Here is a 20,730-nt window from a genome sequence, read left to right as displayed (position 1 = left end):
CGGCTAGCGCGCCGCCCAAAAGAGCTGCCCCAGCAATGGTTGCCGCAGCGGCGCTGTTTTCGTGGCAGCAACATCCAGGCGCAAAGTCGTCATAGCTGAAAAGCGTTGCTGAACTGGCAGAATTCAACAGGGCGGGAAATTAGCTTCGTGGCCGGCTGCACATCGTGGTGCACCCCCTCGGCCATGATGGTTTACCCATTGCCGGACGTGGGAGGCAGGAGAAACCGGCGGCATAACCAGGGGCCGGCAAGCCGGACCAGGCCGTTACTCCTGGTCCAGGCTCTGAAGGAATGCGACCAACGATTCCCGTTCCTTGTCCGTCAGTCCAAGCGGCTGCAACTCGCTGTGGCCGGCTTCGGCATGAGGCGCGGCATCATAATGCGCAATCACTTGCCGGAGCGAACCGAACTGCCCGGCATGCATGTAGGGAGAGCGCTTGGCTACCTCGCGCAGCGAAGGGGTCTTGTAGGCCCGCAACAATTCCTCGCCCTCGGCCTGCATATATTTGAGCTCGGCGCAATCCGAAGGCGCGGCGTCGCTGAACTGACCGAGGCAGTTGAATGGATCGAGCGCCACCTTCTGGGCTCCCTGAGCACGCCCGGAATCCGCAGGCAGGTCCGCCCGCGATGGAACTCCGGTGTTGTGGAAATGAAAGTCGGTGAGCAGCGGCCCGTTGTGGCAGTTGACGCAATTGCCCTTGCCGATGAAGAGCCTGAGCCCGTCGGTCTCATCGGGGGTCAGGATGCCGTGGGGAGATTTTCCCGTGGCAAGGGCATCGGCATAACGGTCGAAGCGGCTCGCCGAGGGCATGATGTGCCGCTCGTAGGCGGCAATCGCCTTGCCTATATTGGCGAATACACGGTTGACCGCGGTTCGGTCGGCGTCCGTCATTCCGTCCCAGGCCGAAATCTGCGCAGGCGAGCCGAGCGGCGACGCCTGGGCAGGCAACTCGTCCACGGCAGGAAGCGGGCCGAACAGCTCCGCGTAGGCGTCGCGGTAGTTTGCCACCATAAGGCGGGCAAGCGAGGTTCGGTCGGCGCCGTGCTCGACCGCGCTTTCGAGGGGACCGAGTGCCTGTGCCCACTGGCTGTCGGCACGGCCGTCCCAGAACAGCCAGGGGCTGTGGGCCGTTCCGGCGATCGGCATGGTGCGGCGCGCGGTCTGGCCAAGCCCCTTGCCCAGCGGCGTTCCGTCCTGGAACTGCCGTTCCGGCAGGTGGCACGATGAGCAGGCGACCTTGCCATTGCCGCTCAGCCTGGTGTCGAAGAACAATGCCTCTCCAAGCGTCGCCGCGCGAGGATCTTCGGCGACCGGGTTGGATGGATCGGGTGCCAGCGCCGGAAGGGTCTTCAGCGACAGCGACGCGATTTGGTTGCGCTCTTGCGCCGTCCAGCCGTCGCCGGTCGACGAGAAGGCGAATGCTCCGGCGCCAAGCGCGGCGGCCAAGGCCGCCACCATAGAAAGGAGCTTGAGGCCGCGCATCGTCATAACACCAGGTTGAAGGTGGCCTCGTCGGTGCCCTTGGTCCCGTTGACGCGGACCGAAAGCTTCCACCACCCCGACATGTTGAACTTCACGCCTTCGAGAAGATAGCGGCCGTGCCCCAGTTCTTTCGTGACCTGCGGCTTGGTAGGCAGGCCGTGGCCATGCTGCGGCATGCCGCCGTCGACCGCTATCACCGCGCCGTCGACCGGCACCCCGGCGGGAGTGGTGACGCTTATGGTCCAGCTGTGAATCTGCCGGAGCGGCACCGGATCGGTGCCGGGCTCCAGCACAATCTTGTAGGCCCCGCCGGCAGAGCTCTGCCGGAGCGAGAGATCGAGGTCCTTCGGAGGCGACATCATCATTGCCGCCGCCGCCACGCCGCATGCTATCGTCACACCTGCCAGCAACAGCCAAAGCAGGGCGACACGGTTCAAAATCGCTGCCATTTGTTTCCCTTTCCAAGAGCGCCAATTTTTGAAGCGGCTCCTTTATGACGGAAGGGATCGCAGCGCTTGAATGAAAGGGCTAGCCGCTCATGCGGAGGCTTCAGCAGCGCTGGCGGCTTGGCGAATGCGCAGGGAGGTCGGCACAAGGCCGAACATACGGCGGCAGGTGCGCGTGAGATGAGCCGAGTCGGCGAAATTGGCCGCATGGGCCGCCTCGGTCCATGAAGTGCCTCCGAAGCCCAGCTCCAGTGCGCGGTTGAGACGGCTCCAGAGCACATAGGGGCGAAAGGCTATGCCGGTCTCGGCTACGAAAAGGTGGCGGAAACGCCCCTCGCTAAGCCCGGCCACGGCGGCGGCCTGGGCAAGCGTCAGGGACTCGTCGAGATGCGCAGCGATCCAACTGGTGGCGCGCAGGATGCGTCTGTCGGTGGAACTCCGGGGCGCAGCGCCGCCGGCAAGCTGGGCCAGCACTGCGCGCGCCTTCTCCTCCAGGATTTCATCGGCGGCAGACGAGGCAAAGGCGTCCGCCAGTGGAGCGGTCACTCTTCGCGCCTCCTCGGCGTCGATCGACGCGAGTCCTCCTCTTCCAAACCGCTCGAGCAGACGGCGCCCGAGCGGCGTCTCGGGTTCGAAGAAGACGTTGGCGACGTGCCGTCCGGTGGCGCGGTATTCGTGCGGCAGGTCGGGGGGAACAAGCGCTCCGCTGAAGCTGCCCCACGGCATCGTGATGCCGGTCCGCAATTCGATCGGTCCGTCCAGGCCAAACGCTATCTGGATGGCGTGATGGGCGTGAAGCTCGCTCGGGGCCATTGCGTGCCCGATCCACAGGCTGCCGCCTCCCCAAAACACGACGCGTCCAATGCCGCTGGTCCTCACCTGCATTCCCGCCTGCAGCCTGCCGTCACCGCGGCTGGAGTGCAGGCTAGCACGGCCTGCCACCTCAACTCTACGGGCCATTGCGCACGATTGCCCTCGCGAAGCGGAATCATTGATCAGAAGAAATCTCTGGCCCTGCGCCAGCGGCGACGGCCGGCGTTCCGGCTTCCAAAATCCGTGCTGCAATCTTTTCGGCTGCCGCCTTTATCTCCGGGGGGCGCCATCCCCTAATCTGATTTGCCGCGAGCCGATGCCCGGACTTGGCCGCGACGATCAACCAGGCCATGGAATCGGCTTCATTCTCGATCGGCGAATGTTCACCATAGGACAGCGCAACCAGATAGGCGGCTTCGGGGGACGGCTTCTCGCGATAGCGTGACAGCGCGCGCTCGATCTCGTCGGGGCATTCCCGGCTGCCGGGGCGAACAATCCCCGCCGTCCTGACCGCGACATTGCCGCCCAGGTCGAAGAACCCATCGACGTCGGACGGGCGCCGCGTGAACACGGCGCATACGGCGTTGTCGATGTGGTTGCGTTCGAACATGCCGTGAGGCCCGAGCGCATAATGCGCCCCTGAAATGAGGTTGTCGGCGACGAGCGGAACCGCGCCGCCGGAAGGCCTGGTCCAGATGCCGAAGTTGCGCCCAAACTCCGGAAGACGGTCGAAAACGATCGTATTCCGCTCGATCCGGCACCCAGCCCCGAGATAATTGGCGATTCCGACATTCTCGCCATTGCCGGTCGGCTCGCCCAGCATGATGCGGTTGCCGCTGATTTCGCAGCCATTGCCTCGCGTCGATATTCCGGTGGCGAAGGCATGAGGGGCAACGGTGCTCGGCCCAATCCTCATGATCGTGTTTCCGGCGATGGTGAAATTGTCGGCACGGACATGGATGCCCTGGAAGGCCGCGCCATCGACGACCACACCGGAAATGCGGATGTCCCGCGACCGGGCGTTTGCCGGATAGGTGGTGGTTTCCGCAATCAGCTCGTCGGTGCGTCCGATCAGGATCGCGGTGTTGAAACCGGAAAAACGGATATTTTTGACGGTGATACCGCGATAGTCAACGGCGTAGAGGCCGCGCGTGGTTGTTGCCGGGTCGGCGGAGCCGACGACCGTATGGCCGAGGCCGTCGATGACGACATCATTGCTCTTTATGGTAATGGCGTCGCGCCCGGCCTCCGCAACGTTGATGGTAGTTGAAAGACAGTAGGTGCCTGGCTCGCTAATAACGGCCGGCAGCGACTTCAGGCGGACGTTGCATGCTTCCCTGCCTTCCCGGAGCATGTCCGGGATCGGCTGAGGCTGTGCCGCCAGCCTGTCGATCTTGGCCCCCAGCCGCGTCTCCGTATGGCGGTTTTGCAAGACGAGGAAATAAGCGCCGCAAACGGCTATGATCGACAGACAAACAAAGATAACTAGAAGCAACCCTTGGATTTTGCCTGGTCGCGTCATTGGTGAGTCCCCCGAGCAACGCCTTAGATTGCACTCTCTGGTAGATAACTCAACATGTCATGATCGGTCGTGCTCTCGCGACCGATCTTGCCAAACCTTCATGCCTTGGAAGAAAGTAGGATTTCACCAGCTCGACCGACGATAGGACGTCCCTAGGCCTGCCTCAGCGGACGTCCATTGCTCCTGGTCAGCCGTGCGTTCAGCGTGGCAGCACCGCCGTCGCCTCGATCTCGACCTTGGCCTCGTCTTCCATGAGCGCCACCACCTGCACCATGGCCATGGCCGGGAAGTGCTTGCCCAGCACTTCACGATAGGCGGCGCCAATCTCGCGCACATTGGCGAGATATTCCTTCTTGTCGGTGATGTACCAGGTGAGCTTGACGATGTGCTCCGGCCGCCCGCCGGCCTCCTTCAGCACGTCGACGATGTTCTGGAGGGTCTGGCGGGTCTGCCCGACCAGATCCTTCGCCTCGAAAACCTGATCGGCGTTCCAGCCGATCTGGCCGCCGAGATAGACGACACGGCCATCCGCAAGGATGCCATTGGCATAGCCCTTGGCCGCCTTCCAGTTGGCCGGGTGAAGCACCTCGTGAATGGTTTCGGTGGTCATGGATAGTCTCCAGTTCTGGTAGTTCGGGATTTCGAGTGGCGTCTCAGACGCCGAGATAGCGGTCCTGCAGCTCTGCCGTAAGGGCTGCAGGCGCACCGGAAAAGACCGTGCGGCCCTTTTCCAGCACAAAGCAGCGGTCGGCTACCGGCAGCAGTTCGGACAAGGTCTTGTCGACGACCAGGATCGACTGGCCCTCGGCCTTGAGCCGACGGATGGCCGCCCAGATGTCGTGCCGGATCACCGGTGCCAGGCCTTCGGTGGCTTCGTCGAGGATCAGCAGCTTCGGATTGGTCATCAGCGCACGGCCGATGGCCAGCATCTGCTGCTCGCCGCCCGAAAGCGTATTCGCATACTGGTCGCGCCGTTCGGCCAGGCGCGGAAACAGTTCATTGACCCGGGCAAGGGTCCAGACGCCGGAGCGAGCGGCAGCGACGAGGTTTTCCTGCACGGTGAGGTTGGGGAAGCAGCGCCGCCCCTCCGGGACCAGCCCGACGCCAAGGCGGGCGATGCGGTGCGGGCTCAGCCCGGCAACCTCGCTGCCCGCTACGCGGATGCTGCCAGCGCGCGGCCTGACCAGGCCGAGCACCGAGCGGATCGTGGTGGTCTTGCCCATGCCGTTGCGGCCCATCAGCGCCACGACTTCGCCCTCGGCCACAGTAAGCTCGACGCCGAACAGCGCCTGCGAGGCGCCGTAAAAGCTCTCCAGCCCTGCAATCTCCAGAATCTTCATGCCGCCTCTCCGAGATAGGCGCGGCGCACTTCCGGGTGGCTGCGGATTTCATCCACGGTGCCACTCGCGATGATGCGGCCATAGACGAGCACGGAAATGCGGTCGGCCAGCGCGAAGACGGCGTCCATGTCGTGCTCCACCAGCAGGATCGGTGCCTCCTGCCGCAAGCTATCGAGGAACGCGGTGAGGCTGCGCGAACCTTCCGGCCCCATGCCGGCCATCGGCTCATCGAGCAGGAAGGCTTTTGGACCCAGCGCCAGCGCAATCGCGATCTCCAACTGGCGGCGCTCGCCATGCGAAAGCTCGGCCGCCGGCACGCGGGCGCGGTCGGCAAGGCCGGTGCGCTCCAGCGCGGCCATGGCCGGTTCGATCAGCGATCTGTCGCTCATCACGGGCTTGAGGAAACGAAAGCTGGAGCCCTGCCGCGCCTGCACCGCAAGCATGACATTGCGCAGAGCCGAAAACTCCGGCGCCAGCGACGAGATCTGGAAGCTGCGGCCAAGACCGCGCCGCGCCCGCTCGGCCATGCCGAGAGTGCCTACATCGTGCCCGAAGAAATGGATGTTGCCACTATCGTGCCTGATCGAGCCGGCGATCTGGTGGATCAGCGTCGACTTGCCGGCACCGTTCGGGCCGATCAAGGCATGGATCTCGCCCGGCCTCAGGTCGAGGCTGACGCCGTCGGTTGCCTTCAGCGCGCCAAAAGTCTTGCGCAGGTCGCGGATGGACAGGACCGCCTCAGCCATGGCGCACCTTTCCGGCGACGATGCCCATCAGGCCGCCGCGTGCGAACAGCACGACGCCGAGCAGGATCAGCCCAAGGAAGAACTGCCAACGCTCCGTCAGGCCCCCAAGAGCGGATTCGAACAGCACGAACAGCATGGCGCCCGCCAGCGGCCCGAACAGCCGGCCGGTGCCGCCGAGGATGACCAGCACGATGAGTTCGCCCGACATCTGCCACGACAACATTGACGGGCTGACGAAGCGGTTCAGATCGGCATAGAGCGCGCCGGCCAGGCCGGTGATGGCAGCGGAGATGGCGAAGGCGACGAGGCGCACCGAAAAAGGCGCGATGCCCACGGCTGCGAGCCGCGTCTCGTTCTGCCGGCCGGCCTGCAACGCCGCGCCGAAGCGCGAGTTACGGACGGTCGCGAATACCAGCAGCGCGACCAGCAGCAGGCCGTAGCAAACCAGGAACAGGCTGAGCGGATTGGCCGTATTGAGGCCCGGGAAGGCATTGCGCGCCAGGATCGACAGCCCGTCCTCGCCGCCATAGGCGGGCCAGGACATGGCGAAATAGTAGATCATCTGGGCGAAGGCCAAGGTGATCATGATGAAATAGACACCGGAAGTGCGCAGGCTGATCGCGCCGATGGGCAGGGCCGCCAGCGCGCTGATGAGCAGCGCCGCGAGCCAGATCATCGGCATCCGGTCGCTGCCCATGAATTCGAACGGTGCCGAAAAGATCGGCTCCTGGTTGAAGGCATGAGCGGCAAAGATGCCGGCGACATAGCCGCCGATGCCGAAGAAGGCCGCATGGCCGAAGGAGATGAGGCCACCGAGGCCGAGCGCGAGGTTGAGCCCCACGGCCGCCAGCGCCAGCACGGCCATGCGCGTGGCGAGCGTTATGTAGAAAGGTTCGTCCATGGCCGAGGCCACCAGCGGAAACGCCAGAAGCAGCGCAGCCAGAACGAAGCCGACGAGAGTTTCGCGCGTCATGCCCACCCCGTCACGCATTGGCGGCAAACAGGCCGCGAGGCCGGAAGGCGAGGATGAGCGCCATGACGACATAGATCAGCATGGAGGCGATCGCTGCGCCCATGGTCGTGCCCTGCGCGGGCCCCATGAAGGCGGAAAACAGTTTTGGCAGCAGGAAACGGCCGAGCGTGTCGACCAGCCCAACCAGTATCGCGCCGACCAGGGCGCCCTTGATCGAGCCGATGCCGCCGATGACGATGACGACGAAGGCGAGGATGAGCACCGGCTCGCCCATGCCGACCTGCACCGATTGCAGCGCGCCCACCAGCGCGCCGGCGAGCCCGGCAAGGGCCGCGCCCAGTGCAAAGACGACGGTGTAGAGCGTGCGGATGTCGACGCCGAGTGCAGCGATCATCTCGCGGTCGGATTCGCCTGCCCGGATGCGCATACCAAGCCGGGTCTTGGAAATGAGAAGGTAAAGCCCGGTCGCCACTAGGATGCCGACACCGATGATCGCCAGCCGGTAGAGCGGATAGCGCCCGCCGCCGGGAAGCTGGATCGCGCCCGACAGCGTCGCCGGAATGTCGAGATAGAGCGGGAATGAACCGAACAGCCAGCGCGTGCCTTCCGAAAAGATCAGGATCAGCGCGAAGGTGGCGAGCACCTGGTCGAGATGGTCGCGGTCGTAGAGCCGGCGAACGACGACCAGTTCCACCAGCGCACCGGCGGCGGCTGCCGCCGCCAGGCTGGCGGCAAGGCCGAGCCAGAATGAGCCGGTCGCCGCCGCGACCGCAGCACAAGCGAAGGCGCCGACCATATAGAGCGAGCCATGCGCCAGATTGATGAGACCCATGACGCCGAAGATCAGCGTCAGCCCGGCCGCCATCAGGAACAGCATCACGCCGAACTGCAATCCGTTCAGAAGTTGCTCGATAAGGAGCGGGGTGGACAAGAATCGGGTTCCGTCAGGTTACGTGTGCGTGTTTAAAAGCCCCCTCTCCGTCTCGCTACTCTCGACACCTCTCCCCCATTTCATGGGGGGGACAGAAAGGGAGCCAAGCCGCCGCCGCGGTTCCTCGCCCCTGCGAAGCGGTGGAGAGGTGTCGAGGCGAAGCCGAGACAGAGAGGGGGCCGGATGACTTCGCAGGCCGGACCGTTCATGCCTGCGAGTAAACCAGCCTTCTCACATCTTGCAGTCCTTGGCGTAGGCGTCCTCGTGGTCGGTGAAGCTGGTGGCCACGATCTTATTGGTCAGCACGTCGCCTTCCTTGATGACCTCGCGGACATAGATGTCCTGGATCGGATGGTTGTTGGTGTTGAACCGGAACTTGCCACGCACGGAATCGAAGCTCGCTTCCTTCAGCGCCGCGCGGAAGGCGTCGGCGTCCTTCACGTTGGCCTTGGCGGCCGCCGAGAGGATCAGGCTGGCCGTGTCGTAGCCCTGCGCCGCATAGAGCGACGGCAGGCGGCCATACTCGGCCTGGAAGCCTTCGACGAACTTCTTGTTGGCTGCGTTGTCGAGGTCCTTGGACCACTCGGACGAGTTCTTCACGCCGAGCGCGGCATCGCCGATCGCGCCGAGCACGTCCTGGTCGAAGGAGAAGCCCGGTCCCATCACCGGCGTCTCGACGCCCGACTGCGAGTACTGCTTCATGAAGGCGATGCCCATGCCGCCCGGCAGGAAGAAGAACACCGCATCCGCGCCGGAATCGCGGATCTGGGCGATCTCGGCCGCGTAGTCGGTCTGGCCGACCTTGGTGTAGACCTCGCCGGCCAGCTCACCCTTGTAGTAGCGCTTGAAGCCGGTGAGCGAGTCCGTGCCCGCCGGGTAGTTCGGCGCCAGGATGAACATCTTCTTGTAGCCGGCGGTGTTGGCGTAGTTACCCATCGCCTCGTGCAGGTTGTCGTTCTGGTAGGCGACGTTGAAGTAGTTCTTGTCGCACTTCGCGCCCGCCAGCGCCGACGGGCCGGCGTTGGGCGAGAGATAGAACTTGCCCTGGGCCACCGCATTGGGCACCACCGCCATGGCCAGGTTCGACCAGATGATGCCGGTGAGCAGGTCGACCTTGTCGCTCTGGATCATCTTGTCGGCGATCTGAACGGCAAGCTCGGGCTTCTGCGCGTCGTCCTCGGTGACGACCTCGATGTCCTTGGCACCCGACTGCTTCAGCGCCAGCATGAAGCCGTCGCGCACGTCGACGCCGAGACCGGCGCCACCGCCGGAAAGCGTGGTGATCATGCCGATCTTCAGCGGGTCGGCATGTGCCGTTGCCGACGCGCCCAGAGACAGCGCCAGCAGGCTGGCGACAAGAATTTTCCTCATGTGTTCCTCTCCCTCTTCCCTAGTATGTAGCAGCCGCCGGCCCCTCCTCCGGGGTCGGACCGGCTTCACTAAAGCTCGGTGCGAACTTTCCAGAGTTCCGGAAACAGTTCAACCTCCAACATCTTTCGCAGATAGGACACGCCGGACGTGCCACCCGTACCGCGCTTCAGGCCGATGATACGCTCGACCGTGGTGACGTGGTTGAAGCGCCAGCGCCGGAAGTAGTCCTCGAAGTCGACCAGCTTTTCGGCCAGTTCGTAGAGCATCCAGTAGCGCTCGGGGTCGCGGTAGACCTCGCGCCAGGCCGCAAGCACCTCCTCGCTTTCTCCGCGCGTGTCGCGCCAGTCGGAGCGGGTTGCGTCGGCGCCGATGTCAAAACCCTGGCGCGCCAGCAGCCGCAGCGCCTCGTCATAGAGGCTCGGGGCCGACAATATGTCCTCCAGCGCCGCGACGACCTCGTCCTTGTGCGCATGCGGCTTCAGCATTCCCGCATTGCGGTTGCCGGCCAGAAACTCGATCGCGCGGTACTGGTAGGACTGGAAGCCGGACGACTGGCCGAGCGAGCTGCGAAACTGCGTGTATTCGCTCGGCGTCATGGTGCGCAGCACGTCCCAGGCGCTGTTCAGCTGCTCGAAAATGCGCGCCACGCGGGTCAGCATCTTGAAGGCCGGCTGCAGCCGGTCCTCCCGGATCGCCGCGATTGCCGAGCGGATTTCGTGGATGGCGAGCTTCATCCACAGTTCGGAAGTCTGGTGCTGAATGATGAACAAGAGTTCGTCATGCGCCGTGGAGAGCGGCTCCTGCGCATTGAGCACCTTTTCCAGATGGAGATAGTCGCCATAGGACATGCGTCCGCGAAATTCCATCTGGGCGCCCTGCGCGGGATTGTCAGCTTGCGTCATGCGACCTGTCCCTTCCTGGCGGAACGACCGCCCTCCCCTTTTCCGGCGAGGATCGCACTCCCCAAGCTACATTTCAAGCATGAAATTTTATGATTAAAATATCTCTTGGGAGATCGCTGATCACTCATCCCCTGCCGACATAGGGCATCTTGGTCGCCATCACCGTCATGAACAGAACATTGGCGTCGAGCGGCAGGCAGGCCATGTAGAGCACGGCCTCGGCGACGCGCTCGACATCCATCACCGCCTCGGGCGCGATGGTGCCGTTGGCCTGGGGCACGCCCTGCGTCATCGGCACGGCCATCTCGGTCAGCGCATTGCCGATGTCGATCTGGCCGCAGGCGATGTCGAAGGGCCGGCCATCCAGCGCCAGCGTCTTGGTAAGCCCGGTAATGGCGTGCTTGGTGGCGGTGTAGGGCACGGAACCCGGCCGCGGCGCATGGGCCGAAACCGAGCCGTTGTTGATGATGCGCCCGCCATGGGGGTTCTGCCGGCGCATGGCGCCGAAGGCTGCACGCGCGCACAGGAACGACCCGGTGAGGTTGACGCCAACCACCTCGTTCCAGACTTCGACGGGGATCTCATCGATCGGCGTCGACTTGTAGCCCATGCCGGCATTGTTGAAGAGCAGATCGACGCGGCCGAATGCGTCCGCCACGCCGGCGAAGAGAGCGTCGACCTCGTCAGCCTTGGAGATGTCGCAGGCAATGGCGAGCGCTCTCGCCTCGGTCGGGCCGGCCTGCGCGATCGCCTCGTCGAGCACGGATTTACGCCTTCCCACGAAGACGGTGTTCCAGCCCGCCTTCAGCAGCGCTGTGGCGACCGCCTTGCCTATGCCGGTGCCCGCCCCGGTTACGATTGCCGTCTTATGCGCCATCGCGATCCCTCCCAAAAGAGGCCCCCGGCATCGCAGAAGAAAAGAGAGGAGACAACCCGGACGAAGGTGACTGCCGACAAAAAAGGGCGGGCATTGGCGACCGCCCACAAGATCAGGATCGCGCTTGGGAGGAAGAATGCGGCCCCGAATGGGGAAATGATGCGCCAGATCGGTTAACGAAACCTTACCGCCAATCGGCCGGTCAGAGACCCGCCTCTTCCGCTTCGCGCGAAGCCGGCGCCTTGGCGTCCGCCACCGTGGCTTCGATGTGATCGATCAACGCGTCCGGCAGACCAAGACGCCCGGCCAGCATGTCGAGGAAGCCGCGCTCGGCGCGCGTATCGGGCTCGATCGTCAGGCGGGCTGCGGTATAGAGCTCGATCTTCTGGGCATCGGTGTGAGCAGTCGCCACCAGCGCGTCGATGTCGAGCGGACGGGCAAGCTCGCCGAGCAGGAAGCTTTCGGCCTCGCTGTCGAGCCCGACGCCGGCCAGCTTCTCGGCGATCTTGCGCCGTTCTTCCTCGTCGACATGCCCGTCAGCCTTGGCGGCGGCGATCATCGTGCGAACCAGCGCCAGCGCAAACTCGCGCTCGCCCTGCGGGGCCTGGGAGGGATGGAAGCTCGTGTCGGCGGGCGGCGGCAGCAGTTCCGGCTCTGCCGCGCCTGCGGGCGCCGGCTTTTCGCCGTCCTGGTAGTTCTGGAAGGCTTTGTAGGCCAGCGCCGTGACAGCGGCGAGACCGCCGAGCCTCAATGCAGATCCGGTGACCTTGCGGCCCGCACCCGTGCCAAGCAGCACGGCCGCCAGTGCGCCCGTAGCCAGCGGATTGTCCTTGGCGAGTTGCACCGCCTGATCGGCGGTGTCGCGGACAGTCGAGTCTGTCCCGGGCACCTTGGAGCCGAGCAAATCGTCGAGCAGCTTCTTGGGGTCGAACATCAGGGCCTCCGGAATGTAGGTCCGCCGCTGCGGATGCGTTTCGGATGCCGGTGAGGTAGGCAGCGAGTCACGACATTGCAATGACAAGAGGGTGATGTTTTCCGCCCCTCCCCGCCGGTAGACAGCCCTTCTCAGCTGCCGATATGGCGAACGCCGCGGCTGGCTGCGAGTTCCACCTGCCGTTGACGCTCGGCGTAGCGCGCACGGTCGTCGTCGCTGCGCGCCTCGACGCAGTGGGGACAGGAGACGCCATCCTGGAAATGCGGCGAGGCCCGCTCATCGGGCGTGAGCGGATGCCGGCAGGCCCGGCACAATACAGCGCTGCCTTGCTCAAGACCATGCGAGACGGCCACGCGCTCGTCGAATACGAAGCACTCGCCCTCCCACAGGCTCTGCTCGGCCGGCACCTCTTCCAGATATTTCAGAATGCCGCCCTTGAGGTGGAACACCTCGTCGATGCCGAGCGACTTCACATAGGCCGTGGCCTTCTCGCAGCGGATGCCGCCGGTGCAGAACATGGCCACCTTGCGGCCTTCGAGTTCGTCACGGTGCTGCTCCACCCAGTCGGGAAACTCGCGGAAACTGCTGGTCCTGGGGTCGACCGCACCGCGAAACGTGCCGATCGAAACCTCGTAGTCGTTGCGGGTATCGATGACGATGGTGTCCGGGTCGGCGATCAGGGCGTTCCAGTCCTGCGGCGCGACATAGGCCCCCGTCCCTTCCAGCGGGTCGATGCCCTCCACGCCCATGGTCACGATCTCGCGCTTCAGCCGCACCTTCATGCGGTGGAAGGGCATCTCGGCCGCCCGGCTGTACTTCAGCTCCAACCCGGCGAGTTCGGGCATCGCCTCCAGCCAGGCCACGAGTTCGAGGATCGCCTCGTCGCTCCCGGCGACCGTTCCATTGATGCCTTCGCGCGCGAGCAGCAGCGTGCCCTTGATGCCGCGTGCGCAGCAGAAGGCCGCCAGCGGCGCGCGCAATTCCTCGAACGCCTCGAACCGGCAGAACCGGTAGAGTGCGGCGACGCGGAAATCTTGCGGGAGCGTGGACGAATTCATGGCAGGCGGCAGTAGCGCTTGAAGAAGCGTGTTTCAAGACACATCGGAAAGAGGCCTAATATCAGTAGGTTGGCAGGAGGGTACGAGACAAGCGCCGCGTGCACCCCGGCAAATTTTATCCCACACCAGGGAGGCACGGTCACAATTGCCCGATCAGGCAAGGAGAGCGCGCCATGTTCACCCGGGAAATCATCAGCGAGATCGCAGCTGTCGCGCGAACGCTCGGCATCGAAACCGAAGCCTTGCTGGCGGTCGCGGAAGTGGAGAGCGCCGGCCAGGCATATGCCCGCGTCGACGGCCGCGACGAACCGCTGATCCGCTTCGAGGGGCACTATTTCGACCAGCGCCTTTCCGCGACGAACCAGGCCAAGGCGCGCGCACTCGGCCTGTCCGCGCCGGCCGCGGGGGTCGTCGCCAATCCTCGCACTCAGGAGGCGCGCTGGCGTCTGCTCGAGCGCGCCGCCGCAATCGACCGCAAGGCCGCCTATGAATCGGTCTCGTGGGGCCTGGGCCAGGTCATGGGCGCGCATTGGGCATGGCTCGGCTATGCCCACGTCGACGCCCTCGTCGCCGAGGCGCGCAGCGGCGTCGGCGGCCAGGTGCGCCTGATGGCGCGCTATATCGACAAGGCCGGCCTCTCCCCCTCGCTGCGCGAGCGCGACTGGGCCGCCTTCGCCCGCGGCTACAACGGCCCGAACTATCGGCAGAACGGCTATCACACCAAGATCGCCTCGGCATACCAGCGCTATCGCGACACTGTTTCGCCAATGGTGGCCGTCCCATCGGCTACGCGTCCTGCAGACGCCGCTCAGAGCGGCGCGCGCAGCCCACTCCATCGGTCGCGCTTCCGGGCCAACCGCCGGAACCGCAAGCCGCCCTTGCCGGTTTGTGGAGCGGGTTGAAACGCCTGTTTGCACGATCGTGACGCAGAAGCCTTCGTGACTTGCGGGACCGCTTCTGTTAAATCGGTTGAAATCCTATCGCAGCCTAGAGAATCCGATGTCCAGCAAGACCGAAAAGCTCCTTTCCCTCCTCGACGGCCAGCCGGTCATCCCGGTGCTGAAGATCGATGACCTGGCCACCGCCGTGCCTTTGGCCCGCGCGCTGGCGCAAGGAGGATTGCGCGCGATCGAGATCACGCTGCGGACACCGACCGCCCTGGAGGCGATCCGCCGCGTCATCGGCGAGGTCGAGGAAGCCATCGTCGGCGCCGGCACCATTCTCGACCCGCGCCAGTTCGAGCAGGCGGCCGAGGCGGGCTCGCAATTCATCGTCAGCCCCGGCGTGACCCGCGAACTGCTGGCAGCCGCCGACGGCAGCCCGGTTCCGCTGCTGCCGGGCGCAATCACGCCGGGCGAGATCATGATGGCGCGCGACGCCGGGCTCGATTTCCTGAAATTCTTCCCGGCCGAGCAGGCGGGCGGGGCGTCCTTCCTCAAGGCCCTGGCCTCGCCGCTGGCCGAAATCCGCTTCTGCCCGACGGGTGGGGTGACGGCTGCCAATGCGCCGAGCTATCTCGCCCTTCCCAATGTCGTCTGCGTCGGCGGCTCGTGGGTGGCGCCGGACAGCATGGTCAAGGCCGGCGACTGGGCTTCGATCGAAGCGCTGGCGCGTGAAGCTGCCGGGCTGCGCAAAGGCTGAGCGACAATCCGGGATCATATCGTCCCGATGAGGCGGCTCCGTCGCCTCAATCGCCTACGAAACCAAAAAGCGCCGGACGTGCCGGCGCTTTTTGTTTGTTTGAATGCGAGTTCCGTCAGTTGGTCTGGAAGCGGGCGACCGAAAGGAACTGCACCGCCTTGCCGGTGAAGCGGCTTGCGTCCGCCACCTGGCTCCCCTTCTGGAACCCGACGGTGTAGACCTCGCGCGGCGCCGTACGCACGATGTTGTAGGCAAAGGACGGCGCCGTCGTTCCTTCCGAAGCCTGCGCGACATAGTCGCCGTGCAGCACCCAGTTCGCCGCCTGCGGCACGGCCGCGACCGTCACCGGCTTGCGATCCGGCTTGGCATCCTGGCTATTGGCGCGGGCAGCCTTCGGCGTGGTCTTGGCGCCGGCGCTCACCGCGGCTGCAGCATCGGCCTCCGCGGCACGCTGGACCATTGCTTCGGCCGGAGCAGTCGTGCTGGTCAGCGCCGCCATGCGGGCGTCGTTGGCCTTGATCTCCGCCTCGACGGCAGCGGCGTTGGCGATCTGATCCGGCTTCGCCGGCTCAGGCAACACCGGGCGGGCCTCCGGCAGCGCGGCGACCACCATCTCGCCTTGCGCCATCGTCGGCCGACTGCTGGGCAGCGTAAGGACCGTGTCGGCAAGGATCGGGCCCTGGTCAGGCTCGGCCATGGCCAGAAGCAGAGCATCCTGCTGCGCAGGCGGCGTATAGTCCGGGCGGTGCGTCGGCAACGGAACGTTGAACGCAACCTCCTGAACCTCGGCAGAAGCAGCCGGCGTCGCCGGCAGCGGGTCCTGCGCCATGCCGAAAGGAATATTGACCGGCGTCGGCTGGGCTGCGGCAAGCGCCAGGGCCCCGCCCACCTCGCCCTGCGGCCGCGGCGCGAGCGCCGGCAGCGGCACGCCGCGGTCGGGCAGTGCGGCGACGATGGTTTCCGGCGCCTGCGACGGCTGCGGCGCGGCCTCGTTGAAGGTCGGGATCTCGGCGCGCTGCGCCTCATCCGGCGACAGGATCTGGATGCCGCCCGCGGCGGCGGACGCGGTCACGGCAGGGGCCGGCTTGACGCTGGCCTTCGGCGCTGGAGCCGGAGCTGCCGATGCCACGACCGGCGCGGCCGGCGCGCTATCCTCCTCGTCGTCGGCGCCACCGCCGGCGCCGAAAAGGGCAGCCAGAAGACCACGGGAACGCTTGGGAGTGCTGTTCTTGCTACCCGCCATGGCGACGGCGAGCTCGCCGCTGCCCTTGCGAGTCTCATAGGCGGCCAAAGCCTGGTCGAAGCCCGGCAACGGCCTGCCGTCGCTCGGCACGTGCAAGGTATTGCCGTTCGGGAACAGCGCAACAAGCTCCTGGCGGCTCATGCGCGGCCAATGGCGCACATTGCCGACGTCGAAATGCACGAAGGGCGAGCCGGACGTCGGATAATAGCCAACGCCGCCGGCCTGCATCTTGAGGCCGATCTCGCGCATCTTCTTCAGCGGCACGTCGGGGAGATAGAAATCCATCGCCTTGCCGAGCATGTGCTGGCTCTTCTCGGCGACGCCCTTGCTGCGGCTGCGCAGCATGCTGTTGGTGGCCGGCGAGCGATAACCCGAAACGACGTGGAGATATTCGCGCGAGCCGGAGGCCTGATAGGCTTCCCAGATCAGGTCGAAAAGCCGAGGGTCCATCTTGGTCGGCTCGTTGCGGCGCCAGTCACGCAGAATCCGACTGAGCTGGGTCAGGCCCTCGGAATCATACCGGCCGTTACGCTTGAAGGTGATCTCCGCCTTCTCTCCGGTATGGACGAAATAGACCTTCAGGCTCCTCGTCTCGGAGTTGGCCGCCGCAGCCGCCATGGTCAGAGAACCTAAGGCGATCAGCGTAGCACCCAGCATTTTACGCCAGCCGGATGGCTCGAGATCGCGCCTGTTTTTGGGTCGCTCGATGGTAATCAAATCAAAAGGCCCTATGGAGTGCCGTTTGTCCCCGGATTTGAATCCCGGACGTTAAAAATGTGACGCCCGAATATCAACTCTAATGGTTAATCAGAACTTATTGAAGGGGAAATGCGGTAAGACCATGGCATTTTCCAGGCAAAAAACCTTACAGCAGTTTCTTGGTAAACAGATGGTTTACGCGGCAAAGCCTTGCACGGGCTGGACCGCCCTCTCAGGCCGGTTGTTCAGCCCGCCCGGTGACCGGGTCGATGCCGTATTCCTTGAGCTTCCGATAAAGCGTCGAGCGCCCGATTCCCAAGCGGCGCGCCACTTCGCTCATCCGGCCATTGTAGTGATCGATGGCAAGCCGGATCATTTCCAGTTCGACCTCGGCCAGTGAACGCACATTGCCGCGATCATCCAGCGCCCTCAGGAGCCCGACGCCGGTTATCGGTGCCTGCGCGGTCAGCGCGGCCTGCAGCCCCTCCTCGGCCGGAATCGGCCGAGCCGGTTCGTCTCGCGGCGCGGGATCGACGGAGCGTTCGCTAAGCACGACCGCACCTTCCACCTGCGCCCTGATCTGCGGAAATTCCTCCTCGGTCAGCACGTCGCCCTCGCACAGCACCGAGGCGCGGAAGACGGCATTCTCGAGCTGGCGGATGTTGCCCGGCCAGTCATAGGCCTGGAGCATCGAAAGCGCCCGGGCGGAAATGTCCATGATGCGACCACGCGGCTGCGAGGGCGCCACATTGGCCATGAAATGCCGAACGAGCTGCGGAATGTCGTCGCGGCGCTCGCGCAGGGGCGGCACGAAGATCGGATAGACGTTCAGGCGATAGAACAGGTCTTCGCGGAACTTGCCGTCCTTGACCTGCTGCAGCAGGTTGCGATGCGTGGCCGAGATCAGCCGGATGTCGACCTTGACCGTCGAGCGCCCGCCGACCGGATCGACCTCGCCTTCCTGCACGGCGCGAAGCAGCTTCACCTGCACGTCGAGCGGCAGGTCGCCGATCTCGTCCAGGAACAGCGTGCCCGTATGTGCCTCGACGAACTTGCCGGTGTGCCTTTCGGTCGCACCGGTGAACGAGCCCTTCTCGTGGCCGAACAGGATGCTCTCGACCAGATTGTCCGGGATCGCGCCGCAGTTCACAGTGACGAACGGCTTCGAGCGGCGTCCGCTGGACCCCTGGATCGCGCGCGCGACAAGCTCCTTGCCGACACCGGACTCCCCCTCGATCAGGATCGGGATGTTGGAGGCCGCGGCCTTCTGGCCGAGGCGGATCACCCGCTCCATCGCCGGGCTGCTGGTCACCAGGTCCTTGAAGGTGAGCACGCCGCCGCTTCGCGCCGGACGCCGGGCCTCGCCGCCCAGCGCGCCGATCTTCAGCGCATTGGCGATCGCCGTCCTCAGCCGCTCGGGCGAGGCCGGCTTGACCACGAAGTCGAAAGCGCCGTTGCGCATGGCCGAAACCACGGTCTCGATGCCGCCTTGCGCGGTCTGGACGATGACGGGCAGTTCGATGCCGCGCTCGCGCATCGTCTTCAGCACGCCGATCCCGTCCATCCCCGGCATCGAAAGATCGAGGATCATGGCGGCAATGCTGCCTCCATCGGCCCCGTCGAGCGCCTTCAGGCCGGCTGCGCCGTCCTCGGCCACGATCGCCCGATAGCCGAATTTCGTGACGGCCGCCTCCAGCAGGCGGCGCTGCACCGGATCGTCATCGACTATGAGTATGCAGGCTGGCATGAAATATTCAGGGAATCGCTATAGAGAGCATGGTTGCCGTATGGATCATCCTGGCACAGGGTTCTAAATAAGGTTTCAAAAAAGCCGGTGAATGAAGTCTTAGACTTTCCCGGCCTTTATTCTTGTCTTGACGTCGGAAGGGAATGCGAATGCGCATAGTTCCGGAGCGGAACGCCGCTCCTCTGAGCTCCAGCCATGGCGTGGCCGATCTTGGCAACTTGCCGGAATGGGACCTGAACGATCTCTATACCGGCATGGATGCACCGGAGCTGAAGCGCGACCTCGCCAAGGTCGCCGAGGACGCGGTCGCCTTCGAGACGCGCTGGAAGGGCACGCTGGCGGCCGAAGCGCAGAAGGGCAGCCAGGGCAAGCTGGGCGAGGCATTGCGCAGCTATGAGGCGATCGAGGAGCTGATCGGCCGCATCGCCTCCTATGCCGGGCTCGTCTATGCCGGCGACACCTCCGACCCGCAGCGCGCCAAGCTCTATGGCGACGTGCAAGAGAAGATGACGGATGCGAGCGCGCATCTGCTGTTCTTCGCGCTGGAGCTGAACCTGATCGAGGACGCAGACCTGCTTGCCGCGCTCGATGCCGACCCGGCCTTCGGTCACTACCGGCCCTGGGTCCTCGACCTGCGCAAGGACAAGCCCTACCAGCTCGAGGACCGCATCGAGCAGCTGTTCCACGAGAAGTCGATCACCGGGCGCGGTGCCTGGAACCGCCTTTTCGACGAGACGATGACCGACCTGCGCTTCGACATCGACGGCGAGGAGCTGTCGCTGGAGCCCACCCTCAACCGGCTTCAGGATGCCGACGGCGAGGTGCGGCGCAGCGCGGCCGAGGCGCTGGCCAAGACCTTCAAGGAAAATCTGCGCACCTTCACGCTGATCACAAACACGCTGGCCAAGGACAAGGAGATTTCCGACCGCTGGCGTGGCTTCCAGGACATCGCCGATTCCCGCCACCTCGCCAACCGCGTCGAGCGCAGCGTCGTAGATGCGCTGGCATCCGCCGTTCGCGAAGCCTATCCGCGCCTGTCGCACCGCTACTATGCGATGAAAGCGCGCTGGCTCGGCATGGAGACGATGAACCACTGGGACCGCAACGCGCCGCTGCCCGAAACACCGCAGGCGACGATCGGATGGGACCAGGCGAAGGATACAGTGCTGTCGGCCTATGGCCGCTTCTCGCCCCAGATGGCCGACATCGCCCGCACTTTCTTCGATCGCCGCTGGATCGATGCGCCGGTGCGGCCCGGCAAGGCGCCGGGCGCCTTCGCGCATCCGACGGTGCCGTCGGCGCATCCCTATGTGCTGCTCAACTACCTGGGCAAACCGCGCGACGTGATGACGCTGGCGCACGAGCTCGGCCACGGCGTGCACCAGGTGCTGGCCGCCGGCCAGGGCGCGCTGATGGCCGCCACCCCGCTGACGCTCGCCGAGACGGCTTCGGTGTTCGGCGAGATGCTCACCTTCCGCTCCCTGCTGGACCAGACGACCGACAAGCGCGAGCGCAAGGCGATGCTCGCCCAGAAGGTCGAGGACATGATCAATACGGTCGTGCGCCAGATCGCCTTCTACGAATTCGAGCGCAAGGTGCATACCGAGCGCCGCAACGGCGAGCTGACTGCCGACCGGATCGGCCAGTTCTGGCTGGAGGTGCAGGCCGACAGCCTCGGGCCGGCGATCAAGCTGCGCGACGGCTACGAGACCTTCTGGACCTACATTCCGCACTTCATCCACTCGCCGTTCTACGTCTATGCCTATGCCTTCGGCGACTGCCTGGTGAACTCGCTCTACGCGGTCTATCAGAACGCCGAGCGCGGGTTTCAGGAGAAGTATTTCGACATGCTGCGCGCGGGCGGCACCAAGCACCACTCCGAGCTGTTGAAACCCTTCGGCCTCGACGCGTCCGATCCGGCCTTCTGGCAGATCGGCCTTGCCGTCATCAGCAAGCTGATCGACGAGCTGGAAACGCTGGATTGAGGCGGGCCCGACCCGTCCTT

Annotated in this window: 19 protein-coding genes; 3 read left to right on the top strand and 16 right to left on the bottom strand. The window is 64.9% G+C overall.

All coding sequences use genetic code 11. The features are described from left to right. Positions 1-264: 264 nt before the first annotated feature. From ABLE85_RS10610 to ABLE85_RS10545, 14 genes are all read right to left on the bottom strand, one after another. On the bottom strand, positions 265-1,482 hold the full coding sequence (locus tag ABLE85_RS10610) for a cytochrome c peroxidase (protein ID WP_348792688.1): 1,218 nt from the start codon (positions 1,480-1,482) through the stop codon (positions 265-267). Between the two features lie 2 nt (positions 1,483-1,484). After that, positions 1,485-1,931: a FixH family protein gene (locus tag ABLE85_RS10605; protein WP_348792687.1), complete on the bottom strand. Its 447-nt coding sequence runs from the start codon at positions 1,929-1,931 to the stop codon at positions 1,485-1,487. 87 nt (positions 1,932-2,018) lie between these two features. Beyond that, positions 2,019-2,741: an AraC family transcriptional regulator gene (locus tag ABLE85_RS10600; protein WP_348792686.1), complete on the bottom strand. Its 723-nt coding sequence runs from the start codon at positions 2,739-2,741 to the stop codon at positions 2,019-2,021. A 175-nt stretch (positions 2,742-2,916) separates the two neighbouring features. Further along, positions 2,917-4,173: a hypothetical protein gene (locus ABLE85_RS10595; RefSeq protein ID WP_348792685.1), complete on the bottom strand. Its 1,257-nt coding sequence runs from the start codon at positions 4,171-4,173 to the stop codon at positions 2,917-2,919. A 289-nt stretch (positions 4,174-4,462) separates the two neighbouring features. Continuing rightward, complete coding sequence (locus ABLE85_RS10590) at positions 4,463-4,873, bottom strand: RidA family protein (protein WP_348792684.1); 411 nt, start codon at positions 4,871-4,873, stop codon at positions 4,463-4,465. A 43-nt stretch (positions 4,874-4,916) separates the two neighbouring features. Next, positions 4,917-5,603: an ABC transporter ATP-binding protein gene (locus ABLE85_RS10585; RefSeq protein ID WP_348792683.1), complete on the bottom strand. Its 687-nt coding sequence runs from the start codon at positions 5,601-5,603 to the stop codon at positions 4,917-4,919. After that, positions 5,600-6,349, bottom strand: coding sequence for an ABC transporter ATP-binding protein (locus ABLE85_RS10580; protein ID WP_348792682.1), 750 nt, complete (start codon positions 6,347-6,349; stop codon positions 5,600-5,602). The genes ABLE85_RS10585 and ABLE85_RS10580 overlap by 4 nt, the downstream gene beginning before the upstream one ends. Beyond that, a complete protein-coding gene (locus ABLE85_RS10575) occupies positions 6,342-7,322 on the bottom strand; it encodes a branched-chain amino acid ABC transporter permease (RefSeq protein ID WP_348792681.1) in 981 nt (326 codons plus the stop codon). Before ABLE85_RS10575 ends, ABLE85_RS10580 begins: the two co-directional genes overlap by 8 nt. Positions 7,323-7,332: 10 nt before the next feature. After that, entirely contained in the window at positions 7,333-8,253 is a 921-nt protein-coding gene (locus tag ABLE85_RS10570) for a branched-chain amino acid ABC transporter permease (RefSeq protein ID WP_348792680.1), read from the bottom strand. A gap of 231 nt (positions 8,254-8,484) precedes the next feature. Beyond that, complete coding sequence (locus tag ABLE85_RS10565; RefSeq protein WP_348792679.1) at positions 8,485-9,624, bottom strand: ABC transporter substrate-binding protein; 1,140 nt, start codon at positions 9,622-9,624, stop codon at positions 8,485-8,487. A gap of 68 nt (positions 9,625-9,692) precedes the next feature. Next, positions 9,693-10,526: a tryptophan 2,3-dioxygenase gene (gene kynA / locus ABLE85_RS10560; protein WP_348792678.1), complete on the bottom strand. Its 834-nt coding sequence runs from the start codon at positions 10,524-10,526 to the stop codon at positions 9,693-9,695. 124 nt (positions 10,527-10,650) lie between these two features. Beyond that, positions 10,651-11,403: an SDR family oxidoreductase gene (locus ABLE85_RS10555; RefSeq protein ID WP_348792677.1), complete on the bottom strand. Its 753-nt coding sequence runs from the start codon at positions 11,401-11,403 to the stop codon at positions 10,651-10,653. A 202-nt stretch (positions 11,404-11,605) separates the two neighbouring features. Then, positions 11,606-12,337 carry a tellurite resistance TerB family protein gene (locus ABLE85_RS10550; protein WP_348792676.1) on the bottom strand — a complete coding sequence of 244 codons (732 nt, stop codon included), beginning with the start codon at positions 12,335-12,337 and terminating at the stop codon, positions 11,606-11,608. Between the two features lie 131 nt (positions 12,338-12,468). After that, entirely contained in the window at positions 12,469-13,395 is a 927-nt protein-coding gene (locus tag ABLE85_RS10545) for a rhodanese-related sulfurtransferase (RefSeq protein WP_348792675.1), read from the bottom strand. Between the two features lie 173 nt (positions 13,396-13,568). On the opposite strand from ABLE85_RS10545, the gene ABLE85_RS10540 reads away from it, so the two are divergent. Further along, positions 13,569-14,297, top strand: coding sequence for an N-acetylmuramidase family protein (locus ABLE85_RS10540; RefSeq protein WP_348792674.1), 729 nt, complete (start codon positions 13,569-13,571; stop codon positions 14,295-14,297). A gap of 97 nt (positions 14,298-14,394) precedes the next feature. Then, a complete protein-coding gene (locus ABLE85_RS10535; RefSeq protein ID WP_348792673.1) occupies positions 14,395-15,036 on the top strand; it encodes a 2-dehydro-3-deoxy-phosphogluconate aldolase in 642 nt (213 codons plus the stop codon). Positions 15,037-15,151: 115 nt separating this feature from the next. Here ABLE85_RS10535 and ABLE85_RS10530 read toward each other — a convergent pair whose 3' ends face one another. Both ABLE85_RS10530 and ABLE85_RS10525 read right to left on the bottom strand, forming a co-directional pair. Further along, on the bottom strand, positions 15,152-16,936 hold the full coding sequence (locus ABLE85_RS10530; protein ID WP_348792672.1) for a DUF882 domain-containing protein: 1,785 nt from the start codon (positions 16,934-16,936) through the stop codon (positions 15,152-15,154). Positions 16,937-17,210: 274 nt separating this feature from the next. Then, positions 17,211-18,725, bottom strand: a complete 1,515-nt coding sequence (locus ABLE85_RS10525; RefSeq protein WP_348792671.1) for a sigma-54 dependent transcriptional regulator — start codon at positions 18,723-18,725, stop codon at positions 17,211-17,213. A gap of 149 nt (positions 18,726-18,874) precedes the next feature. Here ABLE85_RS10525 and ABLE85_RS10520 point away from each other — a divergent pair, with 149 nt between their 5' ends. Continuing rightward, positions 18,875-20,710 (top strand): M3 family oligoendopeptidase, encoded by a 1,836-nt coding sequence (locus ABLE85_RS10520; RefSeq protein WP_348792670.1) that lies wholly within the window; start codon positions 18,875-18,877, stop codon positions 20,708-20,710. The last annotated feature ends 20 nt before the right edge of the window (positions 20,711-20,730 follow it).

Origin of the sequence: Mesorhizobium sp. KR1-2 (assembly GCF_040045035.1) — a bacterium.
Classification (GTDB): Bacteria; Pseudomonadota; Alphaproteobacteria; order Rhizobiales; family Rhizobiaceae; genus Pseudaminobacter.
The sequence above is the reverse complement of the archived record's forward strand: the minus strand, read 5'-3'. Positions and strand labels throughout refer to the sequence as shown.